Origin of the sequence: Klebsiella sp. MISC125, assembly GCF_051131775.1 — a bacterium.
Classification (GTDB): Bacteria; Pseudomonadota; Gammaproteobacteria; order Enterobacterales; family Enterobacteriaceae; genus Klebsiella.
Genome location: NZ_CP180448.1, coordinates 5,217,030 through 5,239,114, shown reverse-complemented (window position 1 = coordinate 5,239,114; position 22,085 = coordinate 5,217,030). Strand labels below are relative to the sequence as shown.

Here is a 22,085-nt window from a genome sequence, read left to right as displayed (position 1 = left end):
GCTTCATTACGTAGTGATGGCGCAAGATTCTACCAGCTTGTTGCTAGCGAATACAGCCTTTCAACCATAAAAATCGACGGGGCCGGGTAGTTTTTCCTGCATTGCTACGCTGAGTTGATGAATTACCGGGATCTTTCGGTGAAGAGGTGCAATCGCTGGTTAACGTCGCCAGTTGTACAAGGTATACTCGGACGATTTTCACTGTTTTGAGCCAGACATGAAGCTGATACGCGGCATACATAATCTCAGTCAGGCCCCGCACGGGTGCGTGCTGACCATTGGAAATTTTGACGGCGTGCATCGCGGGCACCAGGCATTATTGCAGCGTTTGCGCGCAGAAGGTCGCCAGCGCGGTTTACCGGTGGTGGTGATGATTTTTGAGCCACAGCCGCTTGAGCTTTTTGCTGCCGATAAAGCGCCGGCGCGTTTAACGCGTCTGCGTGAAAAACTGAACTATCTGGCTGAAAGCGGCGTCGACTACGTGCTGTGCGTGCGTTTTGATCGGCGCTTTGCGGCACTGACCGCCCAGGATTTTATTAGTGAACTGCTGGTCCGCCGTTTAGGTGTGCAGTTCCTTGCCGTTGGCGATGATTTCCGCTTTGGCGCTGGTCGCCAGGGGGATTTCTTGTTATTACAAAAGGCCGGTGTGGAATACGGCTTTGACATCACCAGCACCCAAACCTTCTGTGAAGGCGGTTTGCGCATTAGCAGCACGGCGGTGCGCCAGGCGCTGGCGGATGACGATCTGGCGCTGGCGGAAACCCTGCTGGGGCATCCGTTTACCATCTCCGGGCGCGTTGTCCACGGCGATGAACTGGGGCGCACGATAGGCTTCCCGACGGCGAATTTACCGCTGCGTCGTCAGGTTTCCCCGGTAAAAGGGGTCTATGCGGTTGAAGTGACAGGGCTTGGCGACAAACCTCTTGTAGGCGTTGCCAACATTGGCACTCGTCCAACGGTATCCGGCGTGCGTCAGCAGCTGGAAGTACATCTGTTGGATGTTGTAATGGACCTCTACGGTCGCCATATAGATGTAATACTGCGTAAAAAAATACGTAACGAGCAGCGATTTGCGTCGCTCGATGAGCTGAAAGCGCAAATCGCACGTGATGAGTTAACGGCCCGCGACTTCTTTGGGCTAACCGGGCAGGCATAACCCTGACGGTGTTTATCAAACCGAAATACGGAACCGAGAATCTGATGAGTGACTATAAATCGACCCTGAATTTGCCGGAAACAGGGTTCCCGATGCGCGGCGACCTCGCCAAGCGTGAACCGGGAATGCTGGCGCGTTGGACCGATGATGACCTGTACGGCATCATTCGTGCAGCCAAAAAAGGCAAAAAAACCTTCATTCTGCATGATGGCCCTCCTTATGCGAATGGCAGCATTCATATTGGTCACTCGGTTAACAAGATTCTGAAAGACATTATCGTTAAGTCCAAAGGGCTGACGGGCTATGACTCTCCGTACGTTCCGGGTTGGGACTGCCACGGTCTGCCGATTGAGCTGAAAGTGGAGCAGGAGTACGGCAAGCCGGGCGAGAAATTCACCGCCGCCGAATTCCGCGCCAAGTGTCGCGAATATGCAGCTCTGCAGATTGACGGCCAGCGTGAAGACTTTATCCGTCTGGGCGTGCTCGGCGACTGGTCGCACCCGTACCTGACCATGGACTTCAAAACTGAAGCCAATATCATCCGCGCGCTGGGTAAAATCATCGGCAACGGTCACCTGCACAAAGGCGCGAAGCCAGTGCATTGGTGCGTAGACTGCCGTTCTGCGCTGGCGGAAGCGGAAGTTGAGTATTACGACAAAACCTCCCCGTCCATCGACGTGGCCTTCCACGCGACGGATAAAGCGGCGGTGCTGGCGAAATTTGGCGTAGCCGACGTTAACGGCCCGGTCTCTCTGGTTATCTGGACTACCACTCCGTGGACCCTGCCAGCTAACCGCGCGATCTCCCTGTCGCCGGAATTTGACTATGCGCTGGTGCAGGTTGACGGTCAGGCGCTGATCCTCGCCAAAGACCTGGTCGAAAGCGTGATGCAACGTGCCGGTATCACTGATTACACTATCCTCGCGGTGGTGAACGGTGCCGAACTGGAGCTGATGCGCTTTAAGCACCCGTTCCTTGATTTCGATGTCCCGGCGATCCTTGGCGATCACGTTACCCTGGACGCAGGTACCGGTGCGGTACATACCGCTGGTGGCCACGGACCGGACGACTACACCATCAGCCAGAAATACGGTCTGGAAATCGCCAACCCGGTTGGCCCGGACGGCGCTTATCTGCCGGGGACTTACCCGTCTCTGGACGGCATCAACGTCTTTAAAGCCAACGACATTATCGTTGAGATGCTGCGCGAAAACGGCGCGCTGCTGCACGTTGAAAAAATGCAGCACAGCTACCCGTGCTGCTGGCGTCACAAGTCGCCGATCATCTTCCGCGCCACCCCGCAGTGGTTCGTGAGCATGGATCAGAAAGGCCTGCGCGCGCAGTCGCTTTCCGAAATCAAAGGCGTGCAGTGGATCCCGGACTGGGGCCAGGCGCGTATCGAATCGATGGTCGCCAACCGTCCTGACTGGTGTATCTCCCGTCAGCGCACCTGGGGCGTACCGATGTCTCTGTTCGTGCATAAAGAGACGCAAGAGCTGCATCCGCGCACGCTGGAATTGATGGAAGAAGTCGCTAAACGCGTAGAAGTCGACGGCATCCAGGCATGGTGGGATCTCGACTCCCGCGACATCCTCGGCGCTGATGCTGATAGCTACGAGAAAGTGCCGGATACCCTCGACGTGTGGTTCGACTCTGGTTCAACTCACTCTTCTGTCGTTGACGTGCGTCCGGAGTTCTCTGGTCACGCTGCCGACATGTATCTGGAAGGTTCTGACCAGCACCGCGGCTGGTTTATGTCCTCGCTGATGATTTCTACCGCGATGAAGGGCAAAGCACCGTATCGTCAGGTACTGACCCACGGCTTTACCGTTGATGGTCAGGGCCGTAAGATGTCTAAATCCATCGGCAACACCGTATCTCCGCAGGACGTGATGAACAAGCTGGGCGCGGATATTCTGCGTCTGTGGGTGGCTTCCACCGATTACACCGGCGAAATGGCGGTCTCCGACGAGATCCTCAAACGCGCCGCCGACAGCTATCGTCGTATCCGTAACACCGCGCGCTTCCTGCTGGCGAACCTCAACGGTTTCGATCCGGTAAAAGACATGGTGAAACCGGAAGAGATGGTGGTGCTGGATCGCTGGGCTGTGGGCTGCGCGCAAGCGGCGCAGGAAGATATCCTGAAAGCCTATGAGTCTTACGATTTCCACGAAGTGGTGCAGCGCCTGATGCGCTTCTGTTCCATCGAAATGGGCTCGTTCTGGCTCGATATCATCAAAGACCGCCAGTACACCACCAAAGCGGACAGCGTTGCGCGTCGTAGCTGCCAGACCGCGCTGTACCATATTGCCGAGGCGCTGGTGCGCTGGATGGCGCCGATCATGTCCTTCACTGCCGACGAAATCTGGGGTTACCTACCGGGCGACCGCGAGAAATATGTCTTTACCGGTGAGTGGTATGAAGGCCTGTTCGGCCTGGCCGATGACGAAGCGATGAATGACGGTTTCTGGGATGAGCTGCTGAAAGTGCGCGGCGAAGTCAACAAGGTTATTGAGCAGGCGCGTGCGGATAAGCAAGTGGGTGGTTCTCTGGAAGCCGCGGTCACGCTGTATGCCGATGCTGACCTCGCGGCGAAGCTGAATGCGCTGGACGATGAATTGCGATTTGTCCTGTTGACCTCCGGGGCGAAAGTTGCCGATTATGCGCAGGCTCCGGCCGACGCATGGCAGAGTGAGTTGCTGAAAGGACTGAAAGTTGTGCTGAGCAAAGCTGAAGGTGATAAGTGCCCGCGCTGCTGGCACTACACCACGGATGTCGGCAAGGTGGCGGAACATGCGGAAATCTGCGGACGCTGTGTTAGCAACATTGCCGGTGACGGCGAAAAACGTAAATTTGCCTGATGAGTAAACCGATTGGTTCAACAGGGCTACGCTGGCTATGGCTGGTGGTAGTCGTGCTGATTATCGATTTAGGCAGCAAATACCTGATCCTCCAGAACTTTGCTCTGGGGGATACGGTGTCGCTGTTTCCGTCGCTTAATCTGCATTATGCGCGTAACTACGGCGCGGCTTTTAGCTTCCTCGCCGACAGCGGCGGCTGGCAGCGCTGGTTCTTCGCGGGTATCGCTATCGGTATTTGCGTGATCCTCGCGGTGCTGATGTATCGCTCGAAGGCGACGCAAAAGCTGAATAACATTGCCTATGCGCTGATTATTGGCGGCGCATTGGGTAATTTATTCGACCGGCTGTGGCATGGTTTTGTCGTCGATATGATTGATTTCTACGTCGGGGACTGGCATTTCGCCACCTTCAATCTTGCTGATACCGCGATTTGTGTCGGTGCGGCGCTGATTGTGCTGGAAGGCTTCTTGCCTTCCAGTGATAAAAAAACATCATAAAAAATTGCCGGATGGCGACGCTAAAGCGTCTTATCCGGCCTACAGTATACATCGGCCTTTGTAGGCCCGGTAAGCACAGCGCCGCCGGGCAAACAAGCGGCGGCAATGTAAAAGAGCAAACCTGCATGTCAAACTCTGTACAAAGCAACAGTGCGGTGCTGGTGCACTTCACCCTAAAGCTCGACGATGGCTCCACCGCAGAGTCAACCCGCAATAACGGTAAACCCGCGCTTTTCCGCCTGGGCGATACCTCGCTCTCTGAAGGTCTTGAGCAGCATCTGCTGGGGCTGAAAGAGGGGGATAAAACGACCTTTACTCTGGAACCGGATGCCGCGTTTGGCGTAACGAGCCCGGACCTGATTCAATATTTCTCGCGCCGGGAATTTATCGACGCGGGTGAGCCTTCAATCGGCGCGATTATGCTCTTTACCGCAATGGATGGCAGCGAAATGCCTGGTGTGATCCGCGAAGTGAACGGCGATTCGATCACCGTTGATTTCAACCATCCGCTGGCCGGGCGTACCGTTCATTTTGATGTTGAAGTGCTGGAGATCGATCCGGCGCTGGAGGGGTAAAATGCAGATTCTGTTGGCTAACCCGCGCGGCTTTTGCGCAGGCGTTGACCGCGCTATCAGCATTGTTGAAAACGCGCTGACGCTCTACGGCGCGCCGATCTACGTGCGTCATGAAGTCGTGCACAACCGCTATGTTGTGGACAGCCTGCGCCAACGCGGCGCGATTTTTATCGAGCAGATTAGCGAAGTGCCGGACGGCGCGATCCTGATTTTCTCCGCCCACGGCGTCTCCCAGGCCGTACGCAACGAAGCGAAAAGCCGCGATCTGACGGTCTTTGACGCGACCTGCCCGCTGGTAACCAAAGTGCATATGGAAGTTGCCCGCGCCAGCCGTCGTGGTGAAGAGTCGATTCTGATTGGTCACGCCGGCCACCCAGAAGTCGAAGGCACCATGGGCCAGTACAGCAATCCGCAGGGCGGAATGTATCTGGTGGAGTCACCGGATGATGTCTGGACGCTGGATGTGAAAAACGACGCTAAGCTGTCGTTTATGACCCAGACAACCCTCTCCGTCGACGATACCTCTGACGTGATTGATGCCCTGCGCGAACGTTTCCCAAAAATCGTCGGGCCGCGTAAAGACGACATTTGCTACGCCACCACCAACCGTCAGGAAGCGGTTCGTGCGCTAGCCGGGCAGGCTGATGTTGTGCTGGTGGTGGGGTCGAAAAACTCCTCCAACTCCAACCGTCTGGCCGAACTGGCCCAACGGATGGGGAAAGCAGCGTATCTGATTGACGACGCGTCCGATATCCAGGAAGCATGGGTAAAAGAAGTGCAATGCGTAGGTGTGACTGCAGGCGCATCGGCGCCGGATATTCTGGTGCAGAACGTCATTTCCCGCTTGCAGGAGCTGGGCGGCGGTGAAGCGGTGCCGCTGGAAGGCCGCGAAGAGAACATTGTTTTCGAAGTGCCGAAAGAACTGCGCGTAGATGTCCGTGAAGTAGAGTAAGTTCTTTCCCGCCACAGTATGAGAAGATGCCAGACTTAACGTCTGGCATTTTTTATGGAGAAACTATGCGCTTACCGATCATTCTGGATACCGATCCCGGCATTGATGATGCGGCGGCGATTGCCGCGGCGCTGTTCGCACCCGAGCTGGATCTGCAGCTGATGACTACGGTGGCGGGCAATGTGTCGGTGGAGAAAACCACCCGCAATGCTCTGCAACTGCTGCACTTCTGGAACGCCGATGTCCCGCTGGCACAGGGCGCATCGATGCCGCTGGTTCGCCCGCTGCGCGACGCCGCCTCCGTGCACGGCGAGTCCGGTATGGAAGGCTACGATTTCGTTGAGCATAACCGCCAGCCGCTGGCGAAACCGGCATTTCAGGCCATCCGCGATGCGTTAATGCACGCGCCGGAGCCGATGACCCTGGTGGCGATTGGCCCGTTAACCAATATCGCGCTGCTGCTGACCCAATATCCCGAATGCCGTTTTAACATCCGCCGTCTGGTGATCATGGGCGGCTCTGCCGGGCGCGGCAATTTTACGCCGAATGCGGAATTTAACATCGCCATCGATCCGGAAGCGGCAGCCAAAGTGTTCAACAGCGGGCTGGAGATCGTGATGTGTGGACTGGACGTCACCAATCAGGCGATGCTGATCCCTGAGTATCTTGCCACGCTACCCACGCTTAACCAGACTGGAAAAATGCTTCATGCGCTGTTTAGTCACTATCGCAGCGGTAGCATGAGCAGCGGCCTGCGCATGCACGACCTGTGCGCGATTGCGTGGCTGGTTCGCCCGCAGCTCTTTACCCTCGAGCCGTGTTTTGTGGCGGTGGAAACTCAGGGGACATGGACCTCCGGCACCACGGTGGTCGATATTGAAGGCAAGCTGGGCCAACCGGCAAACGCGCAGGTGGCGCTGGGGTTGGATGTCGAAGGATTCCAGCGCTGGGCGGCCGAGGTGATTGCGCTGGCACCTTAACCATCAAAGATAAATATCAGGGAGATGTCAGACTACTGACAAAGTGCGCTCTTTAGGAATTGCCTGGCGGCGCTTCGCTTGCACAGGCCTGTGAAATTGCATAATTTCTTGATATTGCGGGTTTTGTAGGCAGCCTAAAGCTTTAGCCGCCACCCGGCAGAAAGGTGGGCACAATGTTCAATACAGGTTTGTCATCAGTCTCACATCAGGGAAATGGACACCATGACTTACGGACAAGCGTATTTCAACGGCTGGAAAAAGGGCTTCAATTTTAGCGGCGTAGCCAGCAGGCAGGAGTTTTGGTCCTTTTTTATCACTAACCTGCTGATTCTGGCGCTGCCGCTGGCGGCCTGGTTTTTGGCGATGCAGCATAACTATCAGTACGGGGTATTTATTTTTTACGCCCTGCCGCTCAGCGCTATTTTATTGCTACCTATGATTATCCCTCTGCTGGCAGTCGGCTGTCGGCGTATGCACGATATCGGACGCTCGGGCTGGTGGTTCGCCCTGTGTTTGATTATTCCGTGGTTTTTGCTCGTCGCGCTGTGGCTATGTTGCCTGAAGCCGGTTTCATCTTCTCGCTGAGATAATCAATCATCGCCCGCATTCTGGCGGGCATATGCTTATTGCCCGACCACAGCAGCCAAAGCTGGCCGGAATAGAGACTGATAAACTCCCACTCCGGCAGAACCTGCACAATCTCGCCGCGCTCCAGCGCTTCGCGGGCGGTAAAAAGCGGCAGGCTGCCGATCCCCAGATTTTGCTTCACGGCATCGAGGCGCACGGCGGTATGGTTGGCAGCATAGCGACCGTGAGTCTGAATCGTCTCCGTTTTGCCATCGCGGCGGAACTTCCAGCGCGCGTCGGCGGGCGTTTCGCCAAGGCTGATACAACTATGATCGCGCAGATCCTGCGGTGTTTGCGGATGTCCATGTTGTTCCAGGTAGCCAGGCGTCGCGCAGATAACATGGCCGATTGGCATCAGCGGCTTGCCGTGCAGACCCGGGGAGGGCGTATGGGTAATACGCAGCGCCAGGTCGATACCATCATCAATAAAATCGAGCACCCGGTCTTCGAGACGCAGGCAAACATCGACCTGCGGATAGCGGTCAAAAAACTCCAGCATTAGCGGATGAATCACAAACCGTCCCACCGCTTTCGGCACGCTTAACGTCAGCTTACCTTGCGCTACCTCCTGAGCACTACTGGCGGAGTCCATGGCCTGACGGGCCGCCTCCAGCATCTCCAGCGCATGGTCGTAAACCGTCTTACCGGCATCGCTGAGACGCAGCTTGCGCGTGGTACGGTGCAGCAGCTTACAACCCATCTCCTGTTCCAGCCGTGAGACGCTGCGGCTGATGGCGGACGGCGTGGCGCCTGCCTGACGGGCGACGGCGGAAAAACTGCCCTGTTCGACAATCTGCACAAACAGGGCGAGGTCGGGAAGTAAGTTCAAATTCATTTGTGCTTCCTGAGCAAAATTGCATTGATGTCTGACGGGATTATCGCTGTCGGTAATATCAATATACTGTGTTGACAGAGAGGAGAACAACCATGACTGAACGTCTTTATTACACCAGCGATGCCGCCGAATGCCGTGCGCGAGTGGTGAATTGCCTGAGCGAAGCCGATGGGCGCTACGCCATTGAACTGGACCGCACCCTGTTTCATCCGCAGGGCGGCGGGCAACCAGCAGATCGCGGCTGGATTGCTGATGTTGCGGTTGAAAGCGTTATCGCGCGCGGCGATAGCATTGCGCATATTGTTTCGCAGCCGCTGGCGCTCGATGAGGTGGCAATCCGCATTGATATTGAGGCGAGGCAGGTCCACGCGCGTCTGCACTCTGCCGGGCACTTGCTGGGTCAGGCCGGTGAGTTGTTCGGCTGGCAGCCGATTAAAGCTCATCACTGGCCGGGAGAAGGGCGCATTACCTTTGCGGCGGGTGCTAATGCCGTGCTGCCCGAGGCCAGCATGCTGCTGGAAAAAGTTGAAACCTGGCAGGCAGAGAATTTACCGCGTCAGGTCTCTTTTGCTGATGGCCTGCGCAAGGTGGGCTTCGGCGACATGCTGAGCTATCCCTGCGGCGGTACCCACGTTGCCAGCCTGTCTGAGTTGGGGAAAGTCGTCATTACTCAGGTGAAGATGAAAAAGGGCCAGATGATCGTGAGCTACACTCTGGAGTGAAAAGGAGGGCGCATGGCTGTAATCTGTTTGTGTGATTTCGCCAGCAAAGACGCCATCTTGATAGCAGGTTAATCGATTAATCTGCTATTCTGACAACGCTGTTCTCCTCGGGCCGGAGACACATATGAATCCTGTTTTTATCCAGCCGCCGCAGGTGGCATGGGCTAGCGGAGCATTATCCGACGGCCCGCTATTACGTAAATCAACGCGAATCGAAGATCTTGTTGGGATTTTTGTTGATGAACTCGCCCGGCAGGCAATGCCCGGCGATCTCACCGTTTATGATGTTGAAATGCTGACCACTTCACCCGCCGAGGGTGAACTCTACACTGGCGTAACCCACCTTTATCCCGGCAAAGTCGGCCATGAGTTTTTTATGACCCGCGGCCATTTCCATCACCGTCGTGAGCAGGGCGAAGTCTATTTCGGCCTGCGCGGGAGCGGCTTGCTGCTATTGCAAAATGAACAGGGCGAGGCGCGACTGGAGAAGGTCTTTGCCGGTTCGGTCCATATCATTCCTGGTTTTACCGCTCACCGGCTGATCAATACCGGCGATGATGTGCTTTCCGCGCTGGCGGTTTGGCCTGCCGTCGCCGGGCATGATTACGCGGCGCTGGCAGATGGCTTTGCGCTGCGGGTGATTGAGGAAAATCAGACCGTTCAGGCAAAGGAGGTGCAGAATGGCTGACTCAGCCCGCCGTTACGGCCTGGATATGGCGATTCATCATCAGCAGCTGGGTTTTAGCTATGGTGAAGATGTGACCGGGCCGATGCCGGAGATCCGCCGCCTCGATCAGATTCGCGCTTCGCTGCGCGACCCGCATTGCGACGGCCCGCAAGAGGTCTATGCCATCGCCATGGATGTGGCGAGGATGCAGGATCGCGAAACGCTGCAAAAGCGCATGCTGCTGTTTGGCGTGGTGACCTATGCCGCCGGGCGTTTGGGTGAAGAGCCGATTCGCAGCCAGGGGCATGTTCATCGTATTAGCCAGCACAGCGGTTGGTCGCCGCCGGAGCTGTATGAAATCTGGCAGGGCAGCGCGATTATCTATATGCAGGAGTACGTTGAGGACGACCCGGGCCGCTGCTTTGCGGTGATTGCCGGGCCGGGCGAAAAAGTGCTGGTCCCGCCGGGATGGGGGCACGCCACAATATCGGCTAACCCGGAGGTGCCGCTCACCTTTGGCGCCTGGTGCGACCGTGAATATGGTTTTGAATATGAGGCCGTACGGGCGCATAAGGGGCTGGCGTGGTATCCGCTATTGCAGGATAAGCATGTGGTCTGGCAGCACAATCCGCGCTATGTTCCGGGACGTTTACAGGCGGTCACTCCTCGGGAGTACACCGAGTTTGGTATAACCTCCGCACCGATTTATCAGCAGTTTATTGACGATCCGGCACGCTTTCAGTTTATCTCCCGCCCGGATAAAACGGCGGAGCAGTGGCGCAACTTCCATCCATAAAAAACCGGGGCTGATGACAAACCAGGTTTAAAGATTGTGCTCGCGTTTCTGCCGGGCGGCGGCTGACGCCTTGCCCGGCCTACAAAAACCACAATATCAATAAATTGTGCATTTTTCGTAGGCCCGGTAAGGCGCTAGCCGCCACCGGGCAATTCCAGCCAGGTACACTTTGTCAGCAATCTGACCTGGGCTGAACGCCCCGGTGTGTCACATCCACAAAAATTAACCGGCAAACAGGCCGCTGGCGACGCCAAGCGCTGCCAGCACCAGCAGCAGTACCATCGCTTTCACCGGTGAAACGCCGCGCTTCGCCATCAAATACCAGGTTCCTAACACCACCACCAGCGGCAGCAGCTGCGGGAAGATGCCGTCGAGCATCTGCTGAACGTGGATATTGACGCCATCCTGGGTGATGAACTCCAACCCGGTGCCCAGCTTAACGTAGCTGGCCGCCACGCCGCCCATCACAAAAACGCCTAATAGCGATAGGGCTTCGCGCAGGCGGGCTGATTTGCTGCTGACCAGCATCTCCACCGAGCCGGAGCCCATTTTGTAGCCTTTGAGAAACAGGAACCACGAGCCGGGCAGGATAATCGCCAGCCAGGCGACGGTATAAAATAGCGGCCCAAGAATATTACCGCCTGCCGCCAGCGCCATCCCGATGCTGAGCAGAATAGGGATCAGCATTCCGGGGATCATCGAATCGCCGATCCCGGCAATCGGTCCCATCAGACCCACTTTCAGGGTGTTGATCGTTTCGCCGTCGATCGGCTCGCCGTTGGCCTTTTTCTCCTCCAGCCCCAGCGCCATCCCGTTAACGATCGCGCCGATCTGCGGTTCTGTATTATAGAACGAGGCGTGACGGCGCAGCATCTCGGTACGCTGGGCGGCATCCGGGTAGAGCTTTTTCGCCACCGGCAGCATACTCAGGCAAAAGCCGAAGGACTCAAGGCGCTCAAAGCTCATTGACGACAGGTTATGCATCATCCACGCCCGCCAGCAGCGGCGCAGATCTTTACGGGTAAGAGTACGCTCTTCCATCAGAATTCATCCTCATCATCGACCACCGGTCTCGCGCCCGCAGCCTGCGGCGGTTCCGGTTTATAGTTGTAATGGATAAGCGCCAGCAGCGAACCGACGATCACCAGCGCGACCATGTTGAGCTTTAAAAAAACGATGCAGACGAAACCGACCAGAAAGTAGATCAGCATGGTGTAGTTTTTAATGATCTGCTTAAGCAGGATCGCGATCCCGACGGCGGGCAGGATGCCGCCCAGCACGTTCATCGTCGACAGCACGATTTTCGGCAGACTATCCATAAAACCGCTGATGTACTGCGCGCCGAAATAGACCGCGATAAACGTGGGGACGAAACGCAAAATGAAATTCGTCACCTGCGGCCAGATCGCGCTGTTCAGATACAGCCCGCGCTCATCGCCGCGATCCAGCGCCACGTCGGCCCGGTGGTTCCAGAAGGAGTTCAGTACCATCATCGCGTTGAATAAAATGGTTCCGGCGATACCAATTGTCGCCGCCAGCGCCACCGCCACTTCCGGGCCTTTGCCCGATAAAATACCCAGCGCGATGGCCGGATAAGCGACAAAGTTGAGATCCGCAGGCATTGAGCCGCCCGGCGTCACCATCGCGATATACACCGCCTGTACCGCAACGCCTATCATGATCCCGGTTTTCAGGTCGCCGAGAATTAGCCCGACCAGCATTCCGGAAACCAGCGGTCGGGTAATCAGGTACCAGCCGCCGGTCAGTCCGAAAAGCCAGGGACTGCTCAGCGCGCCCAGGTAGCAGAGAATGCCAATTAGCGTAGCTTCGATAATCATCGTTCGCTCCTTATTTCAGCTTCTGTCGGGCGTCCTGCCAGCTGTAGCAGCTGGCATCCGGGACCAGGCGGAATTCCACGTGATGCCCGTGCTGCACCAGCCAGTCAAAGGCGGCGATCTCGTCCGCGTTGACCGACTGATTCGGGCCGATGGTCGTGGTATCGGCGCGGGCGCTCATCGGGCCAACGTTGATTTTGCCGTTGGCGTTTTTCAGGCTGATCCCCGCTTGCTCAATGCGTTGCAGAGTGAGCGGGGATTTACCGATAACGAAATAGCGCTTCTCGCTGGCGATCACCTTGGGCAGTTTTTCAATTGCCGTTGCGGTATCGAACAGCCAGACTTTGGTGTCCTGCACGGCACCTTTCATCACCGATGAGAGCAGCGGGTCGGCCGCGACGGCGTCGTCAATAGCGACAATCCCATCGCAGGGCAGCTCTTTGGCCCAACGTGTCACGAGCTGCCCATGGATAACGCGGTCATCAATACGAACAAATGAGATACTCATAGCGGTTTCCTTTAAAAATCATCTGACTGAACGGATAAAACCGGAACGGCTTTTATCAGCGTCGGGACGGTCATTTCCAGCAGTTGCTCGGCTGCGGCATGAACGTCGGTGAAATGGCTAACGTCTTCACTTTGCAGCAGCATGGGAAAATTCACGCCTGCTACGACGGCGAGCGGAGGCGTTGTTTCGGTGGAAAATGCATGCTGGCAGGCGACGTTCCACGGGGTCCCGCTTTGCATATCGCATAGCACCAGCACGCCATCGGCGTTGTGCCCGGCATTTTTCAGCGTCGTGGCGAAATCCTGTTTAAAGCCTTCAATGCCCGCCTGATCGCTAAGCGTCACGGTGAAAACATGCGGTAATTCACCGTAAACCATCCGGCTGCTGGCGAGCAGGGCGTCGGCGAGAGGACCGTGGCTGGCGACAATCACATTGATCATGCGTTTATCCTCTTACCCAGGCTTTGATGGTGGCGAGCTGCTGCCCGATGCCTTCGCCCGCCGGTGAAATCCGGTATTCGCCGACCGCTGCGGGAATAATAAAGGTCTCGGCATAGTGAACGGTGAAGGGCTCAAATGCTCCGCTTGGGCTATCGACCACCGCCTGAGCGCCCTCTACCAGGTTCAGTACGTTCACGCCGCCCTGAGTGTGGTGAGTGACTGGCGCGGTAAACCAGTGACGACGGGTTTCGATAAACTCGCGTTCGTGCATTCCGGTTCGCTCTTCCCGCCAGCCTTCACCTTCGGCGATGGGATCGATACGGTTCACCAGATTCTCCTCGACCCACTGCGTATCACGCTGCCAGTCGATAACCTGCTCGCCGTGATCGAGATGCACAGGACGCGGTAAACCGTCGAGGCCCAGGCGGCCCCAGTCCCACAGCTTGAAGGTGAAAATATACGGTGTGGCGCTGATCTCCAGCACCATCGTGCCGCTGCCGGAGCAGTGGACCGTCCCGGCCGGGATCAGGAAGTGATCGTGTTTCCGCGCTGGGATTTGGTTAACAAAACGCACATCGTCGAACGCTTTTTCTCCGCGTCCGGCGGCGCGCAGGTCGTCCAGCATCGCCAGCGGCTCGATGCCGGTTTTGGTGCCGAGATAAACCACTGCGCCTGGCTCTGCTTCAAGAATGTAGTAGCTCTCATCCTGGGTGTAATGCATGCCAAACTGCTGCTGGATATATTCGGTCAGCGGGTGGACCTGGAAACTCAGATTTTGCCCGCCGATGGTGTCGAGAAAATCAAAACGGATCGGAAATTCCGCGCCGAAGCGGGCGTGAACCTTCTCGCCAAGCAGCGCACGAGGGTGTAGCAGCACCAGGTCCTGAGAGGGGATCTCGATCCGCACGTCGCCAAAACGCAGTAACAGGCTGTTTTCCTCGGGCACGCAATCAAAACACCATGCGTAGTTGGGGGCCGTGGGATCGAGATCGAACTGTTGTTTCATCCACTGTCCGCCCCAGACGCCGGGGTCGAAGAAGGGAGCGACGCGGAATGGACGAGAGGTGGTTTGTTGCAGCCCGGCGCGCAGCGCGTCTCCGCTGACCAGCGCCGGGGCATTTTCTACGGTGGTATCGAGCAGAAAATCAGCTCGCTTGAGCAGCGGCGTTTTATGGCGATCGAAGACCCGCCATTCAATAAAAAAGGCGCGCTTGTAGCGGCGAAGAATATCCTCATCCTGGTTCTTAGCCCCCCAGTTGCCCAGCCCATCGTGGCGCATACGCTGCTGAATTTCCCAGCGCGGCAGGTCGGCGTAAATCAGGACATCGCCTGGATGCGCTAATGCCGCGCCTGGCCCGTAGACGACAATGACGCCCTCGCGGGTGGCGTCGATTTGCTGGCGTATCCGGCATAGCTTTTCTTCATCAAAAAACTCATCCAGATGATGACAGGAGAGGACACCGAATACGCGGTCGTCGGTGAGGTTGCGCGCCAGCAGGTCGTGCAGCGCTTGCTCATCCCGGCGGGCAGATTCGACGTTGAGCGCAAGCTGGGCATTGAGTAACGGCAGCAGGCGTTGCTCCAGCTCTGCAAGCCGTACGCCAGGATAACAATCCACAACTACGATGGTTCTGGACGCGTTGGAAATTCGGCTATTAAGCGCCGCGGCGATCGCTTCCCAGCCTTGCCAGGCCTGGTCGTCGTAACCCTGAATAGCCACTTCAGGGAATTTATCATAGGTCGTTTGCATGTATTCTCTCCATATTCGCTAAATTAAGATTAATCGATTAACCTTATTTTGATAGTGTGGTTAACGCGATTAACCCGGCATAATCAGCAACTGAGCGAGTGAAATGGGCGTTAATGTGAGTGCAGTCACAGGGAAAAATGCAATTTTTAGGTTATTCGATTAACCTGATGTGAACGAACAGGAGGAATCATGACGACAGTGACGCTGGCGCAGGTCGCCGAACGGGCGGGGGTCTCTACGGCGACCGTCTCAATGGTATTGCGCAATCGGGGGCGTATTTCGCAGGCCACGCGCGACCGGGTATTGAAAGCGCTGGATGATACCGGCTACGTCTACAATCAGACCGCCGCCAACCTACGCAACCGCAGCAGCAATCAGGTTGGACTGCTGCTGCACGACATCACCAACCCGTTTTATGGTGAGATGACGGCGGGCCTGAGCCATGAAATGGAGCGCCATGATTTACTGCTGTTTCTGGCTAACAGTGAAGAATCTGGCGAACGTCAGCAGAAGTTTGTGGACTCGCTGATGCGCAATAGCGCCTGCGGGATGGTGCTGTGCGCGGCGCGGGAAACGCCGTCCTCGTTTTTCGATGCGCTGAAAAGACGCAATATCCCGGCCATTATGGTGGTGCGCCCGCTGAGCGACCCGGACTTTGATTTTGTCGGCACCGACAACTTTCTCGGCACCCAGATGGCGACGACGCATCTGCTAAAAATGGGTCATCAGAATATCGCCTTTATCGGCGGTAGCCCGAGTTCCGGCACCCGGGCGCAGCGCATTGGCGGTTTTACCAGCACGCTGCTGGAAAGCGGTATTTCTCCGAATCCACACTGGATCGTCACCGCGCAGGCAAGCCAGATTGATGGCGCCAAAGTGGCGGAATCGCTGTTATCGCAATATCCGCAAATTACCGCCGCCGTTTGCTATCAGGATATTGTCGCTCTGGGAATGATGCAGGCGCTGCGTAAAATGGGCCGCGAACCGGGGCGAGATTTTGCGCTGGTGGGCTTCGATGATATTACCGAAGCGGCGCTGGTTCAGCCTGCGCTAACCACCGTTTCGGTGGCGGCGAAAGAGATTGGTCGTAAAGCGGGCGAGCTGCTGTATAGCCGTATTCAGGGCAATGATGAGCCGCCGAAACGTATTATTCTGCCGCCCGCGCTGGTGATCCGCGAATCTTGCGGTTTTCGCCGGGGTGATTAAGCGGTGTCGGTCACTTTACCGTGATAAATCCGCTCCGGTCTGCCGACTTTACCGTAGCTGATTTCCGCTTCGAGAAAATCGTTTTTCACCCCTTGCTCCAGGTAGCGGCGAGCGGTGGTTTTACTGCTGCCGAGAATGCGGGCGAGCGTGTCGGCAGTATGAACGATTTCCGGGTCAGTGAAGAGCTGTAATACGCGATTAAAGGTACTTTCATCGATGCCGCGCAGCGCAGACCCAGCGGCTTCGGTATGCTCCTTGGCCTGAATATTAAAAAGGGCGTCAACATGGGTCTGGCTGGCCTGTTCGCTGGAGCGCAGTGAGCTGCGATAGCGGGCAAAGCGCTCAAGCGTATGCTGCAAGCGCTGATAGTGCACCGGCTTAATCAGATAATCAAAAACCCCCATTCGCAGGGCTTCGCTGATGGTATCCATATGGTTATCAGCGGTAATGAAAATGATGCGGCCTTTATAGTTGGTGTTGACGGCGTGGCGGATCAAATCGAGGCCTTTGCCATCGGGTAGGAAGTTATCCAGCAGAATTAGCTGTGGCTGATAGAGACGGAGCAGCTTTTTGGCGCTTTCCAGTTTATCGGCAATGCCAATGACTGCGAACTGGGGAAATTGTTTGATGGTATCCACCAGGATTTCCGCCAGCATAGGTTCGTCTTCAACGATGAGGGTTGTGATGCTATCCATGAAGTTCATCTCGGGTCAGGGGGATATAAAGAGTAAAAATAGCGCCAAAGGGAATGTTGTCATCGACGACGATATTGCCGCCCGCCTGCTCAACGTAGCTGCGAACCAGCCACAGGCCGATACCATGATCGCCGCTGTCGCTGCTGGTCACGCCGCGTTCAAAAATGCGATCGCGCATTGACTCATCAATTCCACAGCCCTGATCGGCGATCTCGATGATCACTTCACCGCCCTCGCTGTTAATCAGGCACTCGATCTGCTTTGAGCCTGCCGGCTGGCGCAAGGTGGCATTGTAGGCGTTGTCCAGCAGATTGCCGACGATCGAGATCCATTCATTGTGTGAAAGTGATGAAGGTAGAGTATCGACGTAACAGGAGGGGTCGAACACCAGTTCTAAACCGAGCTCTTTGGCGCGGTAGTATTTGCCGATCAGCAACCCGGCGAGGTGGTTCACTTTAAAATTACGCGCAATAAAATCGAGCACTTTCTGGTGGCTTTCAGACTGCTGCTGGATGAGATCCAGCGCGTTATCGTAGCGTTTTAAAAACAGCAGACCGGCGATGGTTGAGATCAGGTTGCGATGCTCATGTTGCACGGCGCGCAGGTTATCCGCGTACTGCTGGACCTGACTGAGCTGTAGGCTAAGGGTGTTGATATCGTCTTTGCTACGAAAGCTAATGACCCAGCCCTGAGGCTCGCTATTGAGCGTGACGGCCATCCGGCTGGCGATCACTTTGATCTGATTAAAGGTGACGATTTCGTCTTTCTTATTCTCCTGCGGCGCGTCGTAGAAGAACGTCTCCTGGGAGATAACGCTACTGATGCTTTTGCCGATCAGGATGGTTTCCGGTTGGCTCAGATTTAATAGCCGCCGCGCGGTCTGATTAATGGCGGTAATTTTGTAGTGTGAATCGATAGCAATCAGCCCCTCAAATACTGATTCAAACAGCACGCTTTGCTGTATAAGCAACTGTGATAGCTGCTGCGGTTCCATATTCAGCATCTGTTTTTTAATGTGCAGTGAGAATCGCCGGGCGCAGTAGAGCAGCAGGAGCAACATGATAGCCATCGGGATCATCAGCGATCCGATCTGTAAACTGAGCCAGTTTTCCAACTGTTCGATGGTATAACCCACCGATACGATGCCGAGCACTTTGCCTGTGCTGTCCTGAATCGGCGATTTGCCGCGTAATGAAGAGCCAAGCGATCCTTTGCGTACCGAAACGTAGCTTTTGGCGTTGTAGAGCGCGTCGTCGCTGTCACCGCCCTCCATATATTTACCGATTTCATCAGGATTCACGTGATACAGGCGCTGACCTTTTGCATCGCCGACGGTGATGTAGGTGGCGTCGGAAAACGATCTCATTGGGTCGATAAGCGCCTTAATCCGCGCCAGATCGTGTTTTTCCACTGCTTCGACCAGTTCGGGCATGGCGGAGATTTGCATCGCCTGAATCAGCGCGCGCTGGCCAACCTGGTAATGCAGGCGCTCTTCCGTAATGCTGGTGAGATACCATGACATCGCTAGCATCACGATTGTTGAGGTGAACAGGATCAACAGAAAGATGCGGTTCTGAAACGAACGCCGGGCAAACCAGTGCGTGATTTTTCGGGTAAACATTGGGCGAATTGACATCAAAAGGTCATTTTCTCTTTTTTCAGGGCCAGCGACGCTGAATCGGCCCACAGTTTTGCTGATTTCAGAAGTCATTCAGTCGGAATACGACGTTTTACGTATCCCCGGTGGCACTGTGTATGACGGCGTACATCTACATCTCCCCGGGTTGCGGCGCAAGCGCCTTACCCGGGCTACGGGTGCACAACCACCTGCGATCCGGTAGCCCGGATAAGGCGTCAGCCGCAATCCGGGAAAGGTAACGATTTACATCGCCAGCACGTACTTGAGCATCACCCCGGCGGCAATCGCCGAGCCAATCACCCCGGCCACGTTCGGGCCCATCGCGTGCATCAGCAGGAAGTTCTGCGGGTCTGACTCCAGGCCCACCTTGTTCGACACCCTTGCCGCCATCGGCACCGCCGAGACCCCGGCGGAACCAATCAGCGGGTTAATCGGATTCTTACTGAATTTATTGAGCAGCTTCGCCATCAATACACCGGCCGCCGTCCCGATACCGAACGCAATCACCCCCAGCACCAGAATGCCCAGCGTCTGCGGTTGCAGGAACTTGTCCGCCACCAGCTTCGCGCCAACGGACAACCCGAGGAAAATGGTCACGATATTAATCAGCCCGTTCTGCACCGTATCGCTCAGGCGCTCCACCACGCCGCTTTCGCGCATCAGGTTGCCGAAGCAGAACATCCCCAGCAGCGGGGCCGCGTCCGGCAGCAGCAGTGCCACCAGCAGCAACAGTACCGCCGGGAAGAGGATTTTTTCCCGCTTGCTCACTGTGCGCAACTGCACCATGCGGATTTTCCGCTCTTTATCGCTGGTCAGCGCCTTCATAATCGGCGGCTGGATTAACGGCACCAGCGCCATATACGAGTACGCCGCCACTGCGATAGCGCCGAGTAATTCCGGCGCCAGCTTGCCCGACAGATAAATCGCCGTCGGGCCGTCCGCCCCGCCGATGATGCCGATGGCCGCCGCCTGCGGCAGGGTGAAGGAAATCAGGCCGAAGTAGTTCAGCGTCAGCGCCCCGAGTACCGTGGCGAAGATACCGAACTGCGCCGCCGCGCCCAGCAGCAGGGTGCGCGGGTTGGCCAGCAGCGGGCCGAAGTCGGTCATCGCTCCGACGCCCATAAAAATCACCAGCGGCGCAATGCCTGAACCGATGGCGACCTTATAGAAAATCGCCAGCACCCCGGACGAGTAGCCCATATCGACCGCCATCTCTTCCATCTGGTTTTGTACCGACGGCAGCGCCAGCGCTAATGCCTCCTTGATGGCATGCACGTCCGGCAGGCAGTTGAGCTTCGCGGCAATCACCGCCAGCTGCCCGGCGTCGTGGTGCGCCAGCAGGCTCTCCAGCGCGGTCAGCGCCAGCCCGGCTTCCGGGATATTCGACAGCAGGCCGCCGAAGCCAATCGGCAGCAGCAGTAACGGTTCGAACTTCTTCGCAATCGCCAGCCACAGCAGCAGCAGGCTCACCAGCAGCATGATGGCCTGGCCGATGCCGAGGTGCATCAGGCCCATGCCCTGAATCAGGGCGTTCAGACTTTCCATTTCCGTTCCTCTTCCTTACGCAAGCGTCATCAGGGTGTCGCCCACGGCGACCGCATCGCCGGACTTCACCGCGATACCGCGCACGGTCCCGGCCTGCGCGGCGCGGATTTCGGTTTCCATCTTCATGGCTTCCAGAATCAGCAGCACGTCGCCTTCCGCCACCGTCTGGCCCTCGGTGGCAATCACCTTCCAGATGGTGCCCGCCAGCGGGGCGGTCACCGGGGTGCCTGCGCCTGCCGGAGCCGCCGCCAGAGAGGAAGAGGCCGCCGGTACAGCCGCCGTCAGCTGGCTGATATCGCCGCCGTCGCTGACCTTCACCACAAAGGCTTTACCTTCCACTTCCACGGTGTAGACGCCGGATGCGGCGGCTTTTGCCGGGGCAGCGGCAGGCTGCGCGGCTTCCGCCTGTGGCACCGGCTCAAAGGCCGCCGGGTTATGGCGGTTCTCAAGGAATTTGAGGCCGATTTGCGGGAACAGGGCCACGGTCAGCGCGTCGTCGATGGCGTTTTCCGCAAGCGTAATGCCCTTCTCCTGCGCCTGGCGTTTAACATCGGCCTCAAGCTGCGCCAGCTCCGGTTTGAGTAAATCCGCCGGGCGGCAGGTGATGGCTTCTGCGCCGTCCAGCACGCGGGCCTGCAATGCCGCATTCACCGGTACCGGGGTGTGGCCGTATTCGCCCTTCAGAATGCCCGCCGTTTCTTTAGCGATGGTTTTGTAGCGCTCGCCGGTGAGGACGTTGAGCACCGCCTGGGTGCCGACAATCTGCGAGGTCGGGGTGACCAGCGGGATAAAGCCGAGGTCCTCGCGCACGCGGGGGATTTCCGCCAGCACCTCATCCAGCCTGTCGGCGGCGTTCTGCTGCTTCAGCTGGCCCTCGAGGTTGGTGAGCATCCCGCCCGGTACCTGGGCAACCAGAATGCGGCTGTCGTAGCCCTTCAGCTGGCCTTCAAAGGCGTGATATTTTTTGCGCACCTCGCGGAAGTACGCCGCGATGCTCTCCAGCTTGAGGATATCCAGCCCGGTGTCGTATTGGGTCCCGGCGAGAGTGGCGACCAGCGCCTCGGTGGCCGGGTGACCGTAGGTGGCGCTCATCGAGGAGATAGCGGTGTCGACGCCGTCAACGCCCGCTTCGATGGCCTTCAGCAGGGCCATCTCCGCCATCCCGGTGGTGGCGTGGCAGTGCAGGTGCAGGCGCACGTCGTGGCGTTTCTTGATTTCGCTCACCAGCTCAAAGGCGGCTGACGGGGTGAGGATGCCGGACATGTCCTTGATGGCGATGGAATCGACGCCGGTTTCCAGCAGCTGTTCGGTCAGGTCCAGCCAGGTCTGCAGGGTGTGCGCCGGGCTGGTGGTGTACGAGAGCGTGCCCTGGGCGTGCGCGCCGTGGCTGCGCACGGCTTGTAAAGCCGCTTTCATATTGCGCGGGTCGTTCATGGCGTCGAAGACGCGGAACACGTCCATGCCGTTTTTAACGGCGCGCTCAACGAAGCGCTCCACCACGTCATCGGCGTAGTGGCGGTAGCCGAGCAGGTTCTGGCCACGCAGCAGCATCTGCAGCGGGGTCTTCGGCATGGCTTTTTTCAGCTCGCGCAGGCGGACCCACGGGTCTTCGCCGAGAAAGCGGATGCAGGCGTCATAGGTGGCGCCGCCCCAGCATTCGAGGGAGCCGTAGCCGACGTCATCGAGCTGAGCGGCGATGGGCAGCATATCGTCAAGACGCAGGCGGGTGGCGAAAAGGGACTGGTGGGCGTCGCGCAGGACGACATCGGTAATGGCAACGGTCATGGAATGCTCCGTGA

Annotated in this window: 21 protein-coding genes; 11 read left to right on the top strand and 10 right to left on the bottom strand. The window is 57.2% G+C overall.

Translation table 11 applies throughout. The annotated features are described in order from the left end of the window. The first annotated feature begins 217 nt into the window (after nt 1–217). The 7 genes from ribF (at nt 218) to ACMYSL_RS24485 (ending at nt 7,606) form a co-directional block, all read left to right on the top strand. Nucleotides 218–1,156 (top strand): bifunctional riboflavin kinase/FAD synthetase, encoded by a 939-nt coding sequence (gene ribF / locus ACMYSL_RS24515; RefSeq protein WP_182236218.1) that lies wholly within the window; start codon nt 218–220, stop codon nt 1,154–1,156. Between the two features lie 44 nt (nt 1,157–1,200). After that, the gene (gene ileS / locus ACMYSL_RS24510; protein WP_434660183.1) at nt 1,201–4,017 is read left to right on the top strand and encodes an isoleucine--tRNA ligase; all 2,817 of its coding nucleotides are present in this window, start codon (nt 1,201–1,203) and stop codon (nt 4,015–4,017) included. Next, nucleotides 4,017–4,514 carry a signal peptidase II gene (gene lspA, locus ACMYSL_RS24505; RefSeq protein WP_304255844.1) on the top strand — a complete coding sequence of 166 codons (498 nt, stop codon included), beginning with the start codon at nt 4,017–4,019 and terminating at the stop codon, nt 4,512–4,514. The genes ileS and lspA overlap by 1 nt, the downstream gene beginning before the upstream one ends. A gap of 125 nt (nt 4,515–4,639) precedes the next feature. Beyond that, nucleotides 4,640–5,089: an FKBP-type peptidyl-prolyl cis-trans isomerase gene (fkpB, locus tag ACMYSL_RS24500; protein ID WP_182236222.1), complete on the top strand. Its 450-nt coding sequence runs from the start codon at nt 4,640–4,642 to the stop codon at nt 5,087–5,089. Nucleotide 5,090: 1 nt separating this feature from the next. Continuing rightward, entirely contained in the window at nt 5,091–6,041 is a 951-nt protein-coding gene (ispH, locus tag ACMYSL_RS24495; RefSeq protein ID WP_110272650.1) for a 4-hydroxy-3-methylbut-2-enyl diphosphate reductase, read from the top strand. A gap of 65 nt (nt 6,042–6,106) precedes the next feature. Beyond that, nucleotides 6,107–7,021 carry a ribonucleoside hydrolase RihC gene (gene rihC, locus ACMYSL_RS24490; RefSeq protein WP_434660182.1) on the top strand — a complete coding sequence of 305 codons (915 nt, stop codon included), beginning with the start codon at nt 6,107–6,109 and terminating at the stop codon, nt 7,019–7,021. A gap of 222 nt (nt 7,022–7,243) precedes the next feature. Continuing rightward, nucleotides 7,244–7,606 carry a DUF805 domain-containing protein gene (locus ACMYSL_RS24485; RefSeq protein WP_182236226.1) on the top strand — a complete coding sequence of 121 codons (363 nt, stop codon included), beginning with the start codon at nt 7,244–7,246 and terminating at the stop codon, nt 7,604–7,606. On the opposite strand, the gene ACMYSL_RS24480 is transcribed toward ACMYSL_RS24485, so the two are convergent. Further along, nucleotides 7,539–8,483: a LysR family transcriptional regulator gene (locus ACMYSL_RS24480; protein WP_434660181.1), complete on the bottom strand. Its 945-nt coding sequence runs from the start codon at nt 8,481–8,483 to the stop codon at nt 7,539–7,541. The two genes, ACMYSL_RS24485 and ACMYSL_RS24480, sit on opposite strands and share 68 nt — an antisense overlap. 92 nt (nt 8,484–8,575) lie before the next feature. On the opposite strand from ACMYSL_RS24480, the gene ACMYSL_RS24475 reads away from it, so the two are divergent. The 3 genes from ACMYSL_RS24475 to ACMYSL_RS24465 all read left to right on the top strand — a co-directional run bounded on the left by ACMYSL_RS24475 (nt 8,576) and on the right by ACMYSL_RS24465 (nt 10,668). Further along, a complete protein-coding gene (locus ACMYSL_RS24475) occupies nt 8,576–9,205 on the top strand; it encodes an alanyl-tRNA editing protein (RefSeq protein WP_434660179.1) in 630 nt (209 codons plus the stop codon). A gap of 124 nt (nt 9,206–9,329) precedes the next feature. After that, complete coding sequence (locus ACMYSL_RS24470; RefSeq protein ID WP_304255858.1) at nt 9,330–9,893, top strand: glucose-6-phosphate isomerase family protein; 564 nt, start codon at nt 9,330–9,332, stop codon at nt 9,891–9,893. Continuing rightward, nucleotides 9,886–10,668 carry a glucose-6-phosphate isomerase family protein gene (locus tag ACMYSL_RS24465; RefSeq protein ID WP_434660176.1) on the top strand — a complete coding sequence of 261 codons (783 nt, stop codon included), beginning with the start codon at nt 9,886–9,888 and terminating at the stop codon, nt 10,666–10,668. The genes ACMYSL_RS24470 and ACMYSL_RS24465 overlap by 8 nt, the downstream gene beginning before the upstream one ends. Nucleotides 10,669–10,890: 222 nt before the next feature. Here ACMYSL_RS24465 and ACMYSL_RS24460 read toward each other — a convergent pair whose 3' ends face one another. Genes ACMYSL_RS24460 through ACMYSL_RS24440 form a run of 5 tightly spaced genes read right to left on the bottom strand, consistent with a single transcriptional unit; the run spans nt 10,891 to nt 15,201 of the window. Next, a complete protein-coding gene (locus ACMYSL_RS24460; RefSeq protein WP_181483651.1) occupies nt 10,891–11,709 on the bottom strand; it encodes a PTS system mannose/fructose/sorbose family transporter subunit IID in 819 nt (272 codons plus the stop codon). Then, nucleotides 11,709–12,506 carry a PTS mannose/fructose/sorbose/N-acetylgalactosamine transporter subunit IIC gene (locus tag ACMYSL_RS24455; protein ID WP_112215034.1) on the bottom strand — a complete coding sequence of 266 codons (798 nt, stop codon included), beginning with the start codon at nt 12,504–12,506 and terminating at the stop codon, nt 11,709–11,711. Before ACMYSL_RS24455 ends, ACMYSL_RS24460 begins: the two co-directional genes overlap by 1 nt. 10 nt (nt 12,507–12,516) lie before the next feature. Beyond that, complete coding sequence (locus tag ACMYSL_RS24450; RefSeq protein ID WP_112215033.1) at nt 12,517–13,011, bottom strand: PTS system mannose/fructose/N-acetylgalactosamine-transporter subunit IIB; 495 nt, start codon at nt 13,009–13,011, stop codon at nt 12,517–12,519. An 11-nt stretch (nt 13,012–13,022) separates the two neighbouring features. Further along, entirely contained in the window at nt 13,023–13,451 is a 429-nt protein-coding gene (locus tag ACMYSL_RS24445; RefSeq protein WP_112215032.1) for a PTS sugar transporter subunit IIA, read from the bottom strand. A 4-nt stretch (nt 13,452–13,455) separates the two neighbouring features. Continuing rightward, entirely contained in the window at nt 13,456–15,201 is a 1,746-nt protein-coding gene (locus ACMYSL_RS24440; protein ID WP_434660173.1) for a class I mannose-6-phosphate isomerase, read from the bottom strand. A gap of 189 nt (nt 15,202–15,390) precedes the next feature. Between ACMYSL_RS24440 and ACMYSL_RS24435 the strand changes: the two genes are divergently transcribed. Next, the gene (locus ACMYSL_RS24435; protein WP_434660171.1) at nt 15,391–16,407 is read left to right on the top strand and encodes a LacI family DNA-binding transcriptional regulator; all 1,017 of its coding nucleotides are present in this window, start codon (nt 15,391–15,393) and stop codon (nt 16,405–16,407) included. On the opposite strand, the gene citB is transcribed toward ACMYSL_RS24435, so the two are convergent. From citB to oadA, 4 genes are all read right to left on the bottom strand, one after another. Beyond that, nucleotides 16,404–17,102, bottom strand: coding sequence for a citrate response regulator transcription factor CitB (gene citB / locus ACMYSL_RS24430; RefSeq protein WP_110272637.1), 699 nt, complete (start codon nt 17,100–17,102; stop codon nt 16,404–16,406). The genes ACMYSL_RS24435 and citB overlap by 4 nt on opposite strands. Then, nucleotides 17,095–18,723: a citrate sensor histidine kinase CitA gene (gene citA, locus ACMYSL_RS24425; protein ID WP_434664246.1), complete on the bottom strand. Its 1,629-nt coding sequence runs from the start codon at nt 18,721–18,723 to the stop codon at nt 17,095–17,097. The genes citB and citA overlap by 8 nt, the downstream gene beginning before the upstream one ends. Nucleotides 18,724–18,984: 261 nt before the next feature. After that, nucleotides 18,985–20,286, bottom strand: coding sequence for an oxalacetate decarboxylase subunit beta (locus ACMYSL_RS24420; RefSeq protein ID WP_434660170.1), 1,302 nt, complete (start codon nt 20,284–20,286; stop codon nt 18,985–18,987). A 15-nt stretch (nt 20,287–20,301) separates the two neighbouring features. Then, nucleotides 20,302–22,071: a sodium-extruding oxaloacetate decarboxylase subunit alpha gene (gene oadA, locus ACMYSL_RS24415; RefSeq protein WP_434660169.1), complete on the bottom strand. Its 1,770-nt coding sequence runs from the start codon at nt 22,069–22,071 to the stop codon at nt 20,302–20,304. Nucleotides 22,072–22,085: the final 14 nt, after the last annotated feature.

Bases quoted from the DNA above. Each gene is read 5' to 3' on its own strand.
- citA (WP_434664246.1), bottom strand. From the start codon at position 18,723: ATGTTTACCCGAAAAATCACGCACTGGTTTGCCCGGCGTTCGTTTCAG.
- ACMYSL_RS24450 (WP_112215033.1), bottom strand. From the start codon at position 13,011: ATGAGTATCTCATTTGTTCGTATTGATGACCGCGTTATCCATGGGCAG.
- ACMYSL_RS24485 (WP_182236226.1), top strand. From the start codon at position 7,244: ATGACTTACGGACAAGCGTATTTCAACGGCTGGAAAAAGGGCTTCAAT.
- ACMYSL_RS24455 (WP_112215034.1), bottom strand. From the start codon at position 12,506: ATGATTATCGAAGCTACGCTAATTGGCATTCTCTGCTACCTGGGCGCG.
- ACMYSL_RS24470 (WP_304255858.1), top strand. From the start codon at position 9,330: ATGAATCCTGTTTTTATCCAGCCGCCGCAGGTGGCATGGGCTAGCGGA.
- ACMYSL_RS24445 (WP_112215032.1), bottom strand. From the start codon at position 13,451: ATGATCAATGTGATTGTCGCCAGCCACGGTCCTCTCGCCGACGCCCTG.
- ileS (WP_434660183.1), top strand. From the start codon at position 1,201: ATGAGTGACTATAAATCGACCCTGAATTTGCCGGAAACAGGGTTCCCG.
- oadA (WP_434660169.1), bottom strand. From the start codon at position 22,071: ATGACCGTTGCCATTACCGATGTCGTCCTGCGCGACGCCCACCAGTCC.
- ACMYSL_RS24440 (WP_434660173.1), bottom strand. From the start codon at position 15,201: ATGCAAACGACCTATGATAAATTCCCTGAAGTGGCTATTCAGGGTTAC.
- ribF (WP_182236218.1), top strand. From the start codon at position 218: ATGAAGCTGATACGCGGCATACATAATCTCAGTCAGGCCCCGCACGGG.
- ispH (WP_110272650.1), top strand. From the start codon at position 5,091: ATGCAGATTCTGTTGGCTAACCCGCGCGGCTTTTGCGCAGGCGTTGAC.
- ACMYSL_RS24460 (WP_181483651.1), bottom strand. From the start codon at position 11,709: ATGGAAGAGCGTACTCTTACCCGTAAAGATCTGCGCCGCTGCTGGCGG.
- fkpB (WP_182236222.1), top strand. From the start codon at position 4,640: ATGTCAAACTCTGTACAAAGCAACAGTGCGGTGCTGGTGCACTTCACC.
- citB (WP_110272637.1), bottom strand. From the start codon at position 17,102: ATGGATAGCATCACAACCCTCATCGTTGAAGACGAACCTATGCTGGCG.
- lspA (WP_304255844.1), top strand. From the start codon at position 4,017: ATGAGTAAACCGATTGGTTCAACAGGGCTACGCTGGCTATGGCTGGTG.
- rihC (WP_434660182.1), top strand. From the start codon at position 6,107: ATGCGCTTACCGATCATTCTGGATACCGATCCCGGCATTGATGATGCG.
- ACMYSL_RS24420 (WP_434660170.1), bottom strand. From the start codon at position 20,286: ATGGAAAGTCTGAACGCCCTGATTCAGGGCATGGGCCTGATGCACCTC.
- ACMYSL_RS24435 (WP_434660171.1), top strand. From the start codon at position 15,391: ATGACGACAGTGACGCTGGCGCAGGTCGCCGAACGGGCGGGGGTCTCT.
- ACMYSL_RS24480 (WP_434660181.1), bottom strand. From the start codon at position 8,483: ATGAATTTGAACTTACTTCCCGACCTCGCCCTGTTTGTGCAGATTGTC.
- ACMYSL_RS24475 (WP_434660179.1), top strand. From the start codon at position 8,576: ATGACTGAACGTCTTTATTACACCAGCGATGCCGCCGAATGCCGTGCG.
- ACMYSL_RS24465 (WP_434660176.1), top strand. From the start codon at position 9,886: ATGGCTGACTCAGCCCGCCGTTACGGCCTGGATATGGCGATTCATCAT.